The sequence below is a fragment of the Vibrio atypicus genome (genome assembly GCF_009811315.1).
Classification (GTDB): Bacteria; Pseudomonadota; Gammaproteobacteria; order Enterobacterales; family Vibrionaceae; genus Vibrio; species Vibrio atypicus.
The window spans coordinates 13,971-29,087 of record NZ_BLID01000006.1 but is presented as its reverse complement, the minus strand read 5'-3'; the positions used below and the strand labels follow the sequence as shown (position 1 = coordinate 29,087).

The window sequence follows — 15,117 nt, the reverse complement described above, 5'->3', positions numbered from 1 at the left end:
ACTCTTAAAAATTAGGGACAATAAATACTCTTTAACGCTATAGCGCTGAGTACAGAAACGCCGTCGTTTGACGGCATTTCAATCAAGTTGGCAGATTCTACCCAATTTCTGGGCTCTACGCACTAGCTAATTGGTTCTCCCAACACCCGCAGCAGTTTCACTTGCTGCGAAGAGTTGGCTTCCAATTTTGCGGCGATACGTTTGGCGAGATAAATACCGGCAACGGTAAACAGCACAGAGGAGGCAATGACAACCCCTTCTCCACCTGATAGCCAAGGAGCTAACAGCCATTGGCCAAACATTGCTCCGAGAATTAGCGCAAACAAAGGAATCAAATAAACCACCGCAGCAGATTGCAGTAGGCTCTTTTCAGGCAAGCCAATTTCAACTACCTGCCCGATTTTGACGACTTTTTGCGTCACAAGATGCCAGTTCAGCGATTTATTCCCCACCGCTTTGGAGACAATGCCAGTTCCACAGCTTTTTTGAGACGAACAACTGCTACAACTTGTTTGCTGTTCACAACTAAGTTCAACATCAAAGCCTTCAGAAATAGCTTTAACATTAGAAACCGTCGCAAGTGCCGTCATCATTGGCTTACACTCTCAGGTTGACTAACTACCACAGATTGAGCAATACGTTTTGCTGTCGCAGGAGGTACATCACCTATAACAGAAATCTCTAGATTCCCTTTGACCAAACTATGCAACGTCCGGCGACCTTGACGAACTAACTGCCCTTTTAGAGACAAATTGTCACTGTCAGCCACATAGACAGAGAAATTAAATAGTCCATCACTGTACATTTGGCTTTCAACCATACGATCAGTATTGACCATTCGATAGCGATTGAGCTCTTTAGGTTCAAAACCAGTAGGGATCCAGTTTACACTCCAAAAAGATTGCTTAACTTGACCTTTAGGCAAAGAGAGCACTTCTGGCAATTTCACATCATTTAATCGGCTTAGAATCGTGCTGATTTGATCATTTACGCTATAAGCAATAGTACGATATTGCTCTAATACTTCACCATCACGATCAATGAGGTCGGCACGCAGAGGTAGCTTACTTTTCTCATCTACCCATAATACATAGGAATAACGTAGGCCGTCTTTAGGTACAACACGTAATACTTGGCATGCAGCACCCGCTTCTCTTGCGCGACCAACCTGAATGAAATCATAGAACTCACTCAAGTTATCAATATTAGTATTCAATAACGGGATCGTCGGCGCGACCATACTTGCTGAGTCAATGGTAAATGGCTCAACACCAGGTTCGATATAGCTCACCTCACCATCGCGACGAATCACTTCTCGCACAGGGCCGCTTAAATAGACTAAGTGCGCTAGCTGTTTATCATCGAGCCTTGCGTGTCGATACAGCAAAGGTTCAATACTGTTTTTCTTAATAAGAATATAAGACAGCTCGTAATTGAGATGCTGACTTGCTTCGTTCATTTGATGCAACAAAGCCTCTGCAGAGGTTTGCTCTGCAAAGGCTGGGGTTGTATTCAAACTGAACAGTGTCAGCGCACTGATCAGAAATTTTCTCATTCAATTACCGTTTCTGGGTGATCACTATCTACGTTTTCTTCACTGTTTAAGCGTAGTTGCAATTCGTAATCTTGTAGCATCGCGTTGATACGACGACGTTGCTCTTGAACATTCGCTTCATTGGTCGCACTTTGATGTTCTACAGATTGGCGCGTAAGACTTACTGGCTCTGCACTTCCTGCAAAAGGAATAGTTTGCAAGACAGGAAGCTGATCTGCAGCCGGTGAAGCAGGATCGCTACCACCATATTGTTGAACACCTAAAATTACCGCCAGAGAGACACAAGCCGCGACAGCCACTTGACCAAACTGACTTAACCATGCAGGTAATTGACGACGAGCTTGTTGAGGTGTTGGCTGAGGTTCAGCCACACGATGCTCATCCAATTCTACGACGGCACTTTGCGAGCCAAACTTTGAGTGCGCTGGTTCATTTTCTAGCGCTAAAGCCACACTTTCAGCGATATTCCACTCCGGTTTTTCCGGTGCGTCACCGCGCATTACATCACCTATCAGATGGTAATTACTCCAGGTCTGCAGGCAATCTTGGTCGTGCTCCATATCTGTAATCAGAGCTTTATCGACCAACTCTCCATCCATGAGTGCTGAAAGCTTCTCTTTGTCAGCCATTATTTTCACCATTAATGTTACTGGTATTAGCGTTGCAAAAGAGGTTGAATCTTCTTTTCAACCGCTTCACGAGCTCGGAAGATACGCGAACGTACCGTTCCGACGGGGCAATCCATAACTGCCGCAATTTCCTCATAACTTAAGCCATCGAGCTCTCGTAGCGTCATTGCGGTCTTTAAATCATCAGGTAGTGCTTCGATTGCACTGAAAACAACTTGTTTCAATTCTTTGGACAACGTTAAGTTCTCAGGGTTCGAAATTTCTTTTAATGCACTTCCAGTTTCGTAATATTCGGCGTCTTCAGTGTCTACATCTTGTGCGGGTGGCCTACGCCCCTGAGCAACAATGTAGTTTTTAGCAGTATTAACTGCGATACGGTACAACCAAGTATAGAAGGCGCTCTCGCCTCGAAAACTAGGAATCGCTCTGTACGCTTTAATAAATGCTTCTTGTGCTACGTCTGGGATATCTCCAGGGTTGTTGACGTAGCGGGAAATAAGATTACATACCTTGTTTTGATATCTCATCACTAGCAGGTTAAATGCTTGCTTATCCCCATTCTGAACTCGCTCAATTAAGACTTGATCGGTCAGCTGCTCGTTCATTCGAGCGGGTACTCCTATTGTTTTTTGCTCTTACCTTGCCAGGTATGAACATTAATTATGCAAAATGTAGTATTGACACCACTGCTTACTAGAGCACTATTGTGACCTAACAAAAAATATAAAGTTCAAACTTTCTTCAAACTTATTTAGACGAGTGTGGACTCAACACCTTATACCAAGGATTGTGAGGATGAAGTCGATCAAAAGCAATGCCATTTACACAAGTATTGCATCGACTTTCGAATCCCTTACATAGAGGTTACTTGAGTGTGAGCAAATGGTAATATAGTGAGCTGACTCTGAATTTTCGGAGCCGTTCTTGCATTTTTAAGATTGAAATAGAGTGGGATCGCTCTTGCTCAATAGTGTTTCTGCATAAAAGCACAACGCCCTATTGAGATAATTTAACTCGGGAATTTAAAAGTTTTATGAACGCAAACCGTGAACATCAGTGTGATGTATTAGTGGTAGGTAGTGGGGCAGCTGGTCTATCTTTGGCGTTACGTGTTGCAAAACATGGCAAAGTCATCGTATTGAGTAAAGGACCTCGTAGTGAAGGCGCAACCTACTATGCTCAAGGCGGCATCGCAGCTGTGTTTGATGAATCCGACAGCATCGAATCGCATGTCCAAGACACTCTAATCGCTGGTGGTGGTATCTGCGAGCAGGAATCCGTTGAGTTTATCGCCAAAAACGCAAAGAAATGTGTTCAATGGCTAATTGATGGCGGTGTACCTTTCGACCGTGAAGAAAACGACAGTGATGAAGCGCCTCGTTATCACCTCACTCGTGAAGGCGGTCATAGCCACCGACGTATTCTGCATGCCGCTGATGCAACGGGTATGGCAATGCAAACCTCTCTGCAAGATAACGTCCACAATCATCCAAACATCACGGTATTAGAGCGTCATAACGCACTGGATTTAATTACTGAAGATAAAGTCGGTGGTGATAGCAAAAAGATCATCGGTGCTTATATCTGGAACCGCAACCAAGAGCACGTTGAAACCGTACGAGCAAAGTTCGTCGTACTGGCAACTGGTGGTGCATCCAAAGTGTATCAATACACCTCCAATCCAGATGTTTCTTCTGGTGATGGTATTGCTATGGCTTGGCGTGCAGGCTGTCGTGTTGCAAATCTAGAATTTAACCAATTCCATCCAACTTGTTTATACCACCCAGAAGCTCGAAACTTTCTTCTAACTGAAGCCCTACGTGGCGAAGGTGCTTACTTACGTCGTCCAGATGGTACGCGTTTTATGCCGGATTTTGACCCACGTGAAGAGCTTGCTCCTCGCGATGTGGTGGCACGCGCTATCGACTTTGAAATGAAGCGCTTGGGTGCAGACTGCATGTACCTAGATATCAGCCACAAACCGGCTGAATTTATTGAAAAACACTTCCCAACGATCAACATGCGCTTGCTCGACCTTGGTATTGATATGACCAAAGAGCCCATCCCAGTCGTTCCTGCTGCACATTATACCTGCGGCGGCGTTATGGTGAACTTCCAAGGCGAAACCGATTTAGCCCAGCTCTATGCGATTGGTGAAGTAAGCTATACCGGTCTGCATGGCGCCAATCGCATGGCTTCTAACTCACTACTTGAATGTGTGGTGTACGCATGGTCTGCTGCGAAAGATATTATTAAAAAGCTCGATCAAGCTGAGCTTCCGCCTAGCCTACCCGCATGGGATGAAAGCCAAGTAAGCTGTTCAGATGAAGAGGTTGTGATTCAACACAACTGGCATGAACTACGCCTATTTATGTGGGATTACATGGGTATTGTACGTACTGATAAGCGACTAGAACGAGCTCTGCGTCGTATTCAACTTCTTCAACAAGAAACTCATGAGTATTACAGCAACTTTAAAGTATCTAATAACCTGCTAGAGCTGCGTAACTTGCTACAAGTCGCAGAGCTAATGGTGCGTTGTGCGATGGAACGAAAAGAGAGTCGTGGCTTACACTATACCCTAGACTACCCAGAACTCGCGGAAGACAGTGGTCCAACAATTCTGGTGCCAGAAAAGCTCAAGTAGCTTGAACAGCAACACCATTCAATAAAAAGGAGCTCAATGCTCCTTTTTTAATACCACTAACAAATGTCGATAGCAGGCTTCATTGATACTGTCTCGCCACAGCAAGCGCCGTGTCCCATCTTGGAAAATCAATAAAATGGCAAACCGATCCAGAATCAATATGGCACGCCGAACCACAACGCAGGCATTTTGAATCTCAAGCTGTCCATCTGGCCTAAAGCAAGCACGCCCATACAAGGCTGGTACGATAAGAGAGTGACGACGAGAGTATTGAAAGAGTATCGATAAAAAGAAAAGAGAAGGCGCCAGAGGCAAATCAGAAAAGATAACAAGAAAACAGGTCAACATTAGCAGCGTAATATCGACCTGTTTTGCTAAATAAGAGTCTCTCGCTTCAAACTTAACGGACTTTGCTAAGGTTGTGGGCGACAATCTTATCTACCATTGAAGCGTGTCCTAGATTTTCACTACGACCGTGGCCCATAATCCAAGTAAACAGATCTGGGTCGTCACACTCTAGTAACGAGACAAAATCACGTTGTTCGTTTTCTTTGAGCGTTTCAAAACATTCCTCAAAAAATGGCATGATCACTACGTCGAGCTCTAGCATACCTCGACGACATCCCCATTTAATACGCGCTTTTTCTTCCGCGGTGTACATTCTACTTCCTCACCTTTCCGGTTGTTTGCGCCGAGTGTAACAAGCAAACCCCATGACAACTACTAACTCAGTCACACTCCCGAGCAAGCTAACAAAATTTCACTACCTAAAAACCCATAACAGCAAAGGTTGTTTCATTGGCCTATTAGGAATTAACATAGTGGTATTGTAAGTACAGCAGGTAACCAACATGGAATGGCAAAATAAGTTTGCACCTCTATCTCTTTCATCCACTGATGCAATACCAGAACTCGCCCTGACACATCTGGCTTCATGGGGCGCAATCACCATGATCGGTGATGACAAAAAATCGTATCTACAAGGTCAGGTTACTTGTGATGTCGTGACGCTTGCCAATGACCAATCCACCTTTGGTGCTCATTGTGATGCAAAAGGTAAAGTTTGGAGTGTGTTCCGACTTTTCCATCATAATCAGGGCTATACCATGGTGCAGGCTAAATCCGCCATTGACGTTGAACTCACCGAACTAAAAAAATACGCCATTTTCTCTAAAGTTGAGATCACAGAAAGTGGTGATAGCCTGTTAGGCTTGATCGGCCCACGTGCCGCTCAAGTTGTCGACTCTCTGTCTGAACAGACAGGAGATGTCCGCACTATCGAAGGCGGAACAGCAGTCAAAATCGACAATCAGCGCTGGCTGTTGATGCTCTCGCCTGATGCCGCTCAAGCAATGACAGAAACGATTGATGCTCCACTCGTTAGTGAAGATCTTTGGACACGCCTAGAAATTGAAAATGCGCAACCAAGTGTCAATGCAGATCAGCAAAATCAACACATTCCTCAAGCACTTAACCTTCAAGCAGTTGGCGGAATCAGTTTTACTAAAGGCTGCTACACAGGGCAAGAAACTGTAGCGCGCGCAAAATATCGTGGCATGAATAAACGTGCGACCTATATCGTTCGCGGCAGCACAGTGGGCTCGGTAAGCGTAGGGGCAGAGCTAGAACGAGCGGTCGGTGATAACTGGCGTAGTGCAGGAAATTTGTTATCTAGCTACACATTTAATGATGGGCAAGCGATTGGTCTGATTGTTTTACCTAATAATTTAGAAACGGAAACTACACTTCGCTTAAAAGAACAGCCTGAGCAGCTTTGGTATATTCAGCCACTGCCATACTCGCTTGATGATGAATAATTATATTGAAACCAAAGTCACTCAATTCTTAACTGAGCAGCAAGTGAATTTTCGCTTGCTGCCTCACCAAACTCCTGCAGTGACCATCGAAGATGCCGCCGCTCAACGAGGGGTTAGAGCAAGCCAAATGGTCAAATCGATCGTATTGCGTGATATGGGTAATTTATACGCTCTCGCGTGTGCGCCAGGTGATCAATCCGTCGATCCTAAAAAGGTTCGAGCTCTACTTGAATGCCGAAGAATGACTTGTGTTGACCTTGAATCTGTTGCTGATTTAACTGGCTACCAGATCGGAACTGTTACTCCCCTGCTACTGACGACACCAATGACGATCATTTTTGATCATAAGATCTTGCTTGAAGAAGAAGTCACGATTAGTAGTGGATCCAATATGGCTGGCATTGCGTTGCAGCGTGATGATCTCATTCGTTTATGCTGCCCCATGTTTGCTGATATTTGTCGATAACGTGCTTTAAGCGATCTAAAAAGATCATTTTGTTGCACATAACAGTGACAGCATTCGCATTTCCCATCCCAATTTAATAAATTTTTATTCAAAATAAAAGCATATATAGTCACAGGGGTTATTTTGCATTATGCTCAATTCGTTGGTTAAAGTTCAAGCAAGAAAGTCATCTTGCCTTGATGCTACTTGGTTAAGCTGTCGCTAACTTTAGTAGTAACCCTTCTCCAACAGAAAAGTGAATCCACTGATTGTTTCAGGACATCCACTTTTTGTGTAATGCATCTGTGACTATTCGCCCGCCATTAGCGGGCTTTTTTTTATCTTAAAATTTACATTAAATTAGCACATCCTTAAAAACTTCAACTATTCTTAAAAATGTCACATAGTTCTGGCTTAATATGCGCTGAAACAAGTTGGAGCTAAGTTCCTACTACAGAAGATTAATGAGGTAACTATCACACTAAATTGGATATTTAACTAAAAAATTGTTCACACCAGCACAGATATCCAATTAACTAATAACAACTGCATAATCCTCCACCACTATCACATATTTATAAGGGGGATATTTGTATAATTTGCAGTGCTTGCTAAACATAAGGATTTATTTATGAGACTGTTTAAGCGCTATACGCCAGGTATGATTGCTAAACACGTAAGTCGGCTATTTAAGGGAAGAATCTACATCTACGGGGTAGGAAAATTTGAGTTTGATAATGGCAAACTTATTCCACCAGAAAAAGCAGAACAAAGGCACTTTAAGACAGTAAAAGAAGTGAATCAGGAGATAATGAAACTCCGCTGTGCATACGCCTAAGAATCTCGCAGATCAAATTAAAAAGGGTTGGCTTTTGCCAACCCTTTGCCATTTTAGCTCATTGAACTTTGGCGTCGCTTAGCCAACGATGGTAAATCACCTTTTAGGCCAAGAGCACGTTTCATGATCTCATCTTTCGCACCAGGAAGCTGACTCACTAAAGTCATACCGATCCCACGAACTAACTTCTTCGCCGGATTGCCGCCAGAGAATAGATCTTTAAATCCTTGCATCGCCGCAATCATCTTCGCCGCTTCAGCCTTACGCCAACGCTCATAACCGCGTAAATTGCGTTTACTACCGATATCTTCACCTTGCTGCCAAAGTACAATAACTTCTTGAGCAAGACTAGCCGCATCCAACAACCCAAGGTTAACCCCCTGCCCTGCTAGCGGATGAATCGTATGAGCAGCATCCCCGACTAAAGCAACACGTTCAGTCACAAAATCTCGTGCATAACGCATCTTAAGTGGAAAAGCGAATCGATCTCCCACGACTTCACACAATCCAAGTCGAGTATCAAACTCCGCCGTCAAAGCCTTGTTGAATTCAGCGTCAGACAGCGCGACCAATTTATCAGCCCGGTTCGGTTCTGTTGACCACACAATCGAACTCATGTTGCTTTCTCCCATAGGTAAGAAAGCCAATGGCCCCTGAGGAGTAAACGTTTGACGAGCAACACGCTGATGTGGTTCCGCAGTCCATACATTGGCAACAATCGCGCTATGACCGTAATCCCAATGCGTCAGTGGAATATCTTGCTGTTTACGAACCCAAGAGTTCGCACCATCTGCGCCAACAACCAACTTAGCAGTTAGTGACTGTCCATTGTCTAGAGTTAACCAAGCTTCACTCTCACCCATTGCCATTGAACTGCATTTCGTTGGCATAAATAGAGTTACGTTAGACTGTTGTTTCACTTGATCCAAAAGCGCTAATTGAATAACCCTGTTTTCGACAATATGCCCCAAGTCCGGTTGCGCCATTTTAGATGCATCAAACTCGATGCGAGCAAAGCTATCTTGCTCCCATACTTCCATCGCAGAATAAGGGGCACAACGACGCGACACAATACCTGGCCACGCACCTAAGTTACGCAAAATATTTTCACTAGAGCGACTTAGGGCAGATACACGAACATCAGGTAAATCTGCCAATTGAGCATCAGGCTCACGACTTTCAATGACCGCTATTCGTAGCTCAGTATCCTTGAATGCCGCAGCCAACGCGAGTCCAACCATGCCACCACCAACAATGGCAATATCTACGCTTTGCATCATGTGATTATTATCCTTATGCGAGTTTCTATCTCGCGACTAAACCTAATGTTCTTGCTAAAAGAGGCGCTTTGAGGACTGAACAGTTGTCCATCGCTACCAACCCTAAATTTCGACCAACGCGTAAACTCAGGTAGTCATTTGAGAATAGATGAACTAACGACGAGGTTAAACCAATTGTCGCTTCACGGTCAGATTCTCTACGTTGCTTAAAACCACTTAATACTGAATAGTCACCAGGGTCTTGCGAAGAACGAGCGATTTCTTCCGCCAAACTCACTACATCTCTTATGCCAAGGTTAAAACCTTGCCCTGCGATAGGGTGAAGAGTTTGAGCAGCATTCCCCACAACCGCAAAGCGATGGGAGATATTCTGCTCTCGATAACGTAGCAACAATGGGTAACTTGCCCGCTGCCCGACTTTTTCCAACTTTCCTAAACGCCAGCCAAAAGCCGCCTGAAGTTGAGTCAAAAACGCTTCATCATCGAGTGCCATCACTGCTTCAGCATCCTCAGGGCGTAGACACCAAACCAATGACATACGACCTTCACTCATCGGTAGTAAAGCCACAGGCCCACTGTTAGTAAAACGCTCAAAGGCACGACCACAATGCGCTTCTTGAGTGGTGACATTGGCAATGACAGCAACTTGATCAAAGTTATGCTCATTGAGAGTGAGGCCAATCTGCTGGCAACAGTTTGACATTGCACCATCAGCTGCCACAACCAATTTTGCCGCAATACGCTCACCACTTTCTAACGTAATGAGGGCTTCCCCTTGCTTACGCTCAATAGTTTTTACCGATTCAGGGCAGAGCAGCTCAATAGATTCACAGCTCTCAACTTGCTTGTGGTAAATCCGACCAACATCCGCTAATTCAACCACATATCCTAACGTCTCAACCCCAACTTCTTTGGCACAGATTTCCGCCATTCCCGCGTGAGAGCGGTCCGAAACATGAATGTGTTCAATGGCTGTCGCGACGGGAGCTATCTCCTGCCACAGATCTAGCTGCTTTAGAATTTCCACCGTTCCAAATGAAAGCGCAATAGAACGAGAATCGAACCCGGGGTGAGACTGGTGTTCAGCTTTAAACGGCTCTACCACCGCAACAGAGAGTGGGCGCTCTGACAACTTATTAATCGCAAGCGCAAGCGTCATTCCCGCCATGGCGCCACCAGCAATCACTACATCAAACTGCTTCATGCAAAATCCTGATTAATGAATCGTTGGAGCCTTTTCTTCACTTGGCTTCTGACCAAATTCGGCGTGAATCGTTAAGACGCAAGCTTTAACATGCTCAATCACCTGTTCCAATAATTGGGCTTGCTCTTCCATATCGTCATCTTCATCAATACCTAACTTAGAAATCTCTTCTAAGTCAGCCAGAGCTTCTTTGATATCTGCAGAGGCCTTTTTCACATCAGCCCCCACCAGACCAAGGCCTGAGATAAAGTGGTTAACCCAGTCAGCCAAACCATCTGCCATATCAAAAAGACTGGCACTTGCTTCCTCATCAGGTAACAGCATGGAGATTTCCATTGCCGACCCCGTCAACTCTTTTGTGGTCGCTGTTAGTGTTGATTCTGCCATTTTTAGCGCTTGCATTGGCCAGCCCATACCATCATTGGTATAGTCAAAGATCAGCGGCTGCCAGCTGTTATCGGTTAAACTTAAGCCACCACTTAACATGCCGGTTAATAAACCATGCAGCTCTGCTGGGTTAACCGCTAAACCTGAAGATTGCAGCTCAGTCGCTAGCGTCAAGTAATCTGGAAGATGGGTATCACTCATTAAGATGACCTAAAAATTTGCAAATAAAGTTAATCGTACCACTTACCAATGCGAGCGAAAACGAACGATTAACCAATTGTGAGTAGCTTTTACACAATTTGTCCAATTACTGTGTTATTACCGCAGAGTTATTTGCGAAAAGCTTGAATATTAACAATGCTTTTCCTATAGTTTCCCCCTCGGTGACGAACTGCAGAGTCACCCTTAGTCACGCGTACAGAGTCGATATGAGTAATCAAGCGGTTGAAGTTGAAATTTTAGGTCGAGTAAGTCGAGTAAATTGCCCAGCAGGACAAGAAGAGTCACTGTTAAGGGCCGCACAGCGTCTTGATGATCAAATTAAAGAGCTAGCTGCGAAAACTAAAATCACCAATGAAGTGCAATTATTGACCTTTGTTGCTCTGAATTTCTGTCATGAATTAGAAAGCCGTGATAGTGTTAAAGAAGAACAGCAAAACGTGTTAACTGAGCGAATGGAACTCCTCAGCGCATCCTTAACCGATGCATTAAGTAAAGTGAAGCCAGGACAGCAATAGCCTTTACAGCAAAGACAAGAATTTACCCTGGAGTGTGCGTGAGGGGATTACGTCCCTGAGCCGATAAGCAATACCCAAGGGTTAGTACTTGATAGCTATTGAGCAGGCTCGGCTTGTACCGAGAAGCCTACGGTTATCTCTGCTGATCCGCCTTGAATCAGCTGGTTCAAGGGTCAACATTCTCCAACGGCACTCTGGGGTATCCTCCTCGATACCCTTCAAAGGGGTATTTCAAATGACACTTTCTCGTCAAGAATTTCGCAAACAAATCCGTTTTAAACGTAACCAACTCCACAGTGATGCCCAACACCTTGCTGGTCTCGATTTGATTAGGCAGTTTTCATCACTTCCCGAAGTCAAACAAGCACAGCATATCGCTCTCTACCTCTCAGCCGATGGCGAAATAGAAACCCACCCTCTCATCGAATGGATGTGGCAACAAGGTAAACAGATCTATTTACCTGTCATTCATCCTTTCTCCAAAGGGCACCTACTGTTTCTTCACTACGATGAAAACACACCTATGGTCATGAATCGCTATTCCATTGCGGAGCCTAAGCTCAATCAAACCCAAATTATTCCAATATCTAAGCTCGATCTTATCTGCACTCCCTTAGTGGCCTTTGACACTACAGGCCATCGTTTAGGAATGGGCGGAGGTTACTACGACCGTACATTAGAGCCTTGGTTTCAAACCAAACAAGGTCCAAAGCCAATAGGCCTAGCGCATGATTGCCAGCAAGTCGACAGGTTACCGATTGCCTCTTGGGACGTACCACTACCTAAAATAGTGACACCAAGCCAGATCTGGGATTGGGAATAAGGATTAATAGGATATATAATCGCGCCGCAATCCACCGAAACAGACCTCACTTAGGAGAAGGGCATGACTCAAGATGAAATGAAGAAAGAAGCTGGCTGGGCAGCACTAAAATATGTCGAGAAAGGCAGCATTGTTGGTGTAGGTACTGGCTCCACAGTCAATCACTTCATCGATGCTCTAGGGACAATCAAAGAAGAGATCAAAGGCGCAGTTTCAAGCTCTGAAGCATCAACAGAAAAACTGATCGCTTTAGGCATTGAGGTTTTCGACTGTAATGACGTTGCAGGCCTAGACGTATACGTAGATGGTGCAGATGAAATCAATGCAACACGCGATATGATCAAAGGTGGTGGCGCAGCACTGACACGTGAAAAAATCGTAGCGGCTATTTCAGAAAAATTCATCTGTATCGTTGATGGCACGAAAGCCGTTGATGTTCTTGGTAAATTCCCGCTTCCAGTTGAGGTGATCCCTATGGCTCGCTCTTATGTAGCGCGTGAATTAGTAAAACTAGGTGGTGACCCAACTTACCGTGAAGGCGTAATCACAGACAACGGCAACGTCATTCTTGATGTGTACGGCATGCAGATTACAAATCCAAAAGAGCTTGAAGATAAGATCAATGCGATTGCTGGTGTAGTAACGGTTGGTCTATTTGCTCACCGTGGTGCTGATGTAGTTATCACAGGTACACCAGAAGGTGCAAAAATCGAAGAGTAAACTTCCACTCTGTTCGTTATTTCCTTACAAACGGCACCTTTCGGTGCCGTTTTTTCATTTTACTCTATAAAAATTATGGCTTATTCCGTAATTTTCTTACCCAAACTGTATTTTTTTTGTTAACTTAATGAGCAGAAGACGCACAAGGAAAACGTTTGCGTCACATTAAAGTGCCTATAAAACGTTATCAATGACAATGTGCGCCAGTTAAGCCCCAATTTCCCATTTTAAGGATGAAGATAATGGCCAAAGTTTCACTGGAAAAAGAAAAAATAAAAATTCTACTCTTAGAAGGCCTACACCCGTCTTCAGTAGAAGTACTGCAAGCTGCTGGTTACTCAAATATTGAATACCACAAAGGCTCGCTGCCTGAAGAAGAGCTTTTAGAAGCAGTAAAAGATGCACACTTCATTGGTATTCGTTCTCGTACCAATCTATCCCAACAGGTTATCGATGCTGCGGAAAAGCTGGTTGCTATCGGTTGTTTCTGTATTGGTACAAACCAAGTTGACTTGAATGCAGCAGCGGTTCGCGGTATTCCAGTGTTTAACGCACCATTTTCTAACACTCGAAGTGTAGCAGAATTGGTACTTGGTCAAGTTCTTCTGCTACTTCGCGGTATTCCTGAAAAGAATGCTCTTGCTCACCGCGGTATTTGGAAGAAAAGCGCAGATAGCTCAAATGAAGCCCGTGGTAAGCGCCTTGGTATTATTGGTTATGGCCACATTGGTACTCAGCTCGGTATTATTGCTGAAAACCTAGGTATGCGTGTTTACTTCTACGATATCGAAAACAAACTTTCACTAGGCAACGCGACTCAAGTTCATACTATGAGTGAGCTACTGAATAAGTGTGACGTTATCTCTCTACACGTACCAGAAACGCCTGAAACCAAGGATATGATGGGTGCAGAAGAGTTTGCACGCATGAAGCCGGGTTCTATCTTTATCAATGCGGCGCGCGGCACTGTGGTTGATATTGAAGCACTATGCCACTCACTCGAAGCTGGTCACCTATCAGGAGCGGCTATTGACGTATTCCCTGTTGAACCAAAAACCAACGCTGACCCATTTGAGTCACCATTGCAGAAGTTTGACAATGTCATCCTGACCCCACACGTGGGTGGTTCAACCCAAGAGGCACAGGAAAACATTGGTGTTGAAGTCGCAGGTAAACTGGCGAAATATTCTGATAACGGTTCAACGTTATCAAGCGTTAACTTCCCAGAAGTATCTCTACCTGAGCATCGTGATTGTTCTCGTCTACTGCACATTCACAAAAACCGCCCAGGCATCCTGACTCAAATCAACACCATCTTCGCAGAAGAAGGCATCAACATTGCAGGTCAGTACCTACAGACAGCATCAGATATTGGTTATGTTGTGATTGATGTAGAATCAGGTCGTTCTGAAGAAGCACTAGCAAAACTGAAGAAAATCGAAGGTACAATTCGAGCGCGTATTCTTCACTAATTACTAAGCCGAATAATAAAAACCACCGCAAATGCGGTGGTTTTTTTAGTTCTAAAGACAATCTCAATTTAAGGTTTGAGGGCTCGTTCACCGCGAGCAATACCAACCACACCACTTCGGGCAACTTCAATAACTTCCGTCACTTCAGAGATAGCTTGAATAAATGCATCTAGCTTTTCACTGGTGCCAGCCAACTGAACCGTATATTGCGAAGATGTCACATCCACAATCTGACCACGGAATATATCTGCGGTGCGTTTGACTTCTGCACGAGCAAAACCACTCGCCTTAACTTTTACCATCATCAGCTCACGCTCAATGTGCTCAAGCTCAGAGACCTCTTGAACCTTTAACACATCGATCAATTTATTAAGCTGTTTTTGGATTTGCTCTAGCTTCATCTCATCTGAGATAGTGGTAATGTTCAAGCGTGATAGCGTTTCATCGTCTGTCGGAGAAACCGTCAGTGACTCAATGTTGTAGCCACGCTGGGAGAACAATCCAACCACACGAGACAAAGCACCAGGTTGGTTTTCCATTAATAGCGAAATAATGTGTCTCAT

17 protein-coding genes and 1 other RNA gene are annotated in these 15,117 nt (G+C 44.4%); 9 read left to right on the top strand and 9 right to left on the bottom strand.

Annotation, left to right across the window (positions count from 1 at the left end; genetic code table 11):
• Positions 1-122: 122 nt before the first annotated feature.
• Genes GVO60_RS13520 through rpoE form a run of 4 tightly spaced genes read right to left on the bottom strand, consistent with a single transcriptional unit; the run spans position 123 to position 2,789 of the window.
• Positions 123-593 (bottom strand): SoxR reducing system RseC family protein, encoded by a 471-nt coding sequence (locus GVO60_RS13520; protein WP_159654895.1) that lies wholly within the window; start codon positions 591-593, stop codon positions 123-125.
• On the bottom strand, positions 590-1,555 hold the full coding sequence (gene rseB, locus GVO60_RS13515) for a sigma-E factor regulatory protein RseB (protein WP_159654893.1): 966 nt from the start codon (positions 1,553-1,555) through the stop codon (positions 590-592). The genes GVO60_RS13520 and rseB overlap by 4 nt, the downstream gene beginning before the upstream one ends.
• Positions 1,552-2,196, bottom strand: coding sequence for an RseA family anti-sigma factor (locus GVO60_RS13510; protein WP_263971951.1), 645 nt, complete (start codon positions 2,194-2,196; stop codon positions 1,552-1,554). Before GVO60_RS13510 ends, rseB begins: the two co-directional genes overlap by 4 nt.
• Positions 2,197-2,210: 14 nt before the next feature.
• Positions 2,211-2,789, bottom strand: a complete 579-nt coding sequence (gene rpoE, locus GVO60_RS13505) for an RNA polymerase sigma factor RpoE (RefSeq protein ID WP_159654889.1) — start codon at positions 2,787-2,789, stop codon at positions 2,211-2,213.
• A 428-nt stretch (positions 2,790-3,217) separates the two neighbouring features.
• Between rpoE and nadB the strand changes: the two genes are divergently transcribed.
• The gene (gene nadB, locus GVO60_RS13500; RefSeq protein ID WP_159654887.1) at positions 3,218-4,831 is read left to right on the top strand and encodes an L-aspartate oxidase; all 1,614 of its coding nucleotides are present in this window, start codon (positions 3,218-3,220) and stop codon (positions 4,829-4,831) included.
• 400 nt (positions 4,832-5,231) lie between these two features.
• On the opposite strand, the gene GVO60_RS13495 is transcribed toward nadB, so the two are convergent.
• Complete coding sequence (locus GVO60_RS13495; protein ID WP_159654885.1) at positions 5,232-5,492, bottom strand: FAD assembly factor SdhE; 261 nt, start codon at positions 5,490-5,492, stop codon at positions 5,232-5,234.
• Between the two features lie 190 nt (positions 5,493-5,682).
• Between GVO60_RS13495 and ygfZ the strand changes: the two genes are divergently transcribed.
• The 3 genes from ygfZ to GVO60_RS13480 all read left to right on the top strand — a co-directional run bounded on the left by ygfZ (position 5,683) and on the right by GVO60_RS13480 (position 7,931).
• Positions 5,683-6,648, top strand: a complete 966-nt coding sequence (gene ygfZ, locus GVO60_RS13490; protein ID WP_159654883.1) for a tRNA-modifying protein YgfZ — start codon at positions 5,683-5,685, stop codon at positions 6,646-6,648.
• Positions 6,641-7,114 (top strand): aminoacyl-tRNA deacylase, encoded by a 474-nt coding sequence (locus GVO60_RS13485; protein WP_159655375.1) that lies wholly within the window; start codon positions 6,641-6,643, stop codon positions 7,112-7,114. Before ygfZ ends, GVO60_RS13485 begins: the two co-directional genes overlap by 8 nt.
• A gap of 610 nt (positions 7,115-7,724) precedes the next feature.
• Positions 7,725-7,931, top strand: coding sequence for a DUF1107 domain-containing protein (locus GVO60_RS13480; protein WP_159654881.1), 207 nt, complete (start codon positions 7,725-7,727; stop codon positions 7,929-7,931).
• A 53-nt stretch (positions 7,932-7,984) separates the two neighbouring features.
• On the opposite strand, the gene GVO60_RS13475 is transcribed toward GVO60_RS13480, so the two are convergent.
• Genes GVO60_RS13475 through GVO60_RS13465 form a run of 3 tightly spaced genes read right to left on the bottom strand, consistent with a single transcriptional unit; the run spans position 7,985 to position 11,003 of the window.
• Positions 7,985-9,211 carry an FAD-dependent 2-octaprenylphenol hydroxylase gene (locus GVO60_RS13475; RefSeq protein ID WP_159654879.1) on the bottom strand — a complete coding sequence of 409 codons (1,227 nt, stop codon included), beginning with the start codon at positions 9,209-9,211 and terminating at the stop codon, positions 7,985-7,987.
• Positions 9,212-9,236: 25 nt separating this feature from the next.
• Positions 9,237-10,415, bottom strand: a complete 1,179-nt coding sequence (gene ubiH / locus GVO60_RS13470) for a 2-octaprenyl-6-methoxyphenyl hydroxylase (RefSeq protein ID WP_159654877.1) — start codon at positions 10,413-10,415, stop codon at positions 9,237-9,239.
• A gap of 12 nt (positions 10,416-10,427) precedes the next feature.
• Positions 10,428-11,003, bottom strand: coding sequence for a YecA/YgfB family protein (locus GVO60_RS13465; RefSeq protein WP_159654875.1), 576 nt, complete (start codon positions 11,001-11,003; stop codon positions 10,428-10,430).
• Between the two features lie 227 nt (positions 11,004-11,230).
• Between GVO60_RS13465 and GVO60_RS13460 the strand changes: the two genes are divergently transcribed.
• The 5 genes from GVO60_RS13460 (at position 11,231) to serA (ending at position 14,554) form a co-directional block, all read left to right on the top strand.
• Positions 11,231-11,539, top strand: a complete 309-nt coding sequence (locus GVO60_RS13460; protein ID WP_159654874.1) for a cell division protein ZapA — start codon at positions 11,231-11,233, stop codon at positions 11,537-11,539.
• Positions 11,540-11,560: 21 nt separating this feature from the next.
• Positions 11,561-11,744: non-coding RNA, 6S RNA (gene ssrS, locus GVO60_RS13455), on the top strand.
• Positions 11,745-11,774: 30 nt separating this feature from the next.
• Positions 11,775-12,362, top strand: coding sequence for a 5-formyltetrahydrofolate cyclo-ligase (locus GVO60_RS13450; RefSeq protein WP_159654872.1), 588 nt, complete (start codon positions 11,775-11,777; stop codon positions 12,360-12,362).
• 63 nt (positions 12,363-12,425) lie between these two features.
• Positions 12,426-13,082, top strand: a complete 657-nt coding sequence (gene rpiA, locus GVO60_RS13445; protein WP_159654870.1) for a ribose-5-phosphate isomerase RpiA — start codon at positions 12,426-12,428, stop codon at positions 13,080-13,082.
• A gap of 242 nt (positions 13,083-13,324) precedes the next feature.
• Entirely contained in the window at positions 13,325-14,554 is a 1,230-nt protein-coding gene (gene serA, locus GVO60_RS13440; RefSeq protein ID WP_159654868.1) for a phosphoglycerate dehydrogenase, read from the top strand.
• A gap of 68 nt (positions 14,555-14,622) precedes the next feature.
• Here serA and ilvN read toward each other — a convergent pair whose 3' ends face one another.
• The gene (gene ilvN / locus GVO60_RS13435; RefSeq protein WP_008073469.1) at positions 14,623-15,117 is read right to left on the bottom strand and encodes an acetolactate synthase small subunit; all 495 of its coding nucleotides are present in this window, start codon (positions 15,115-15,117) and stop codon (positions 14,623-14,625) included.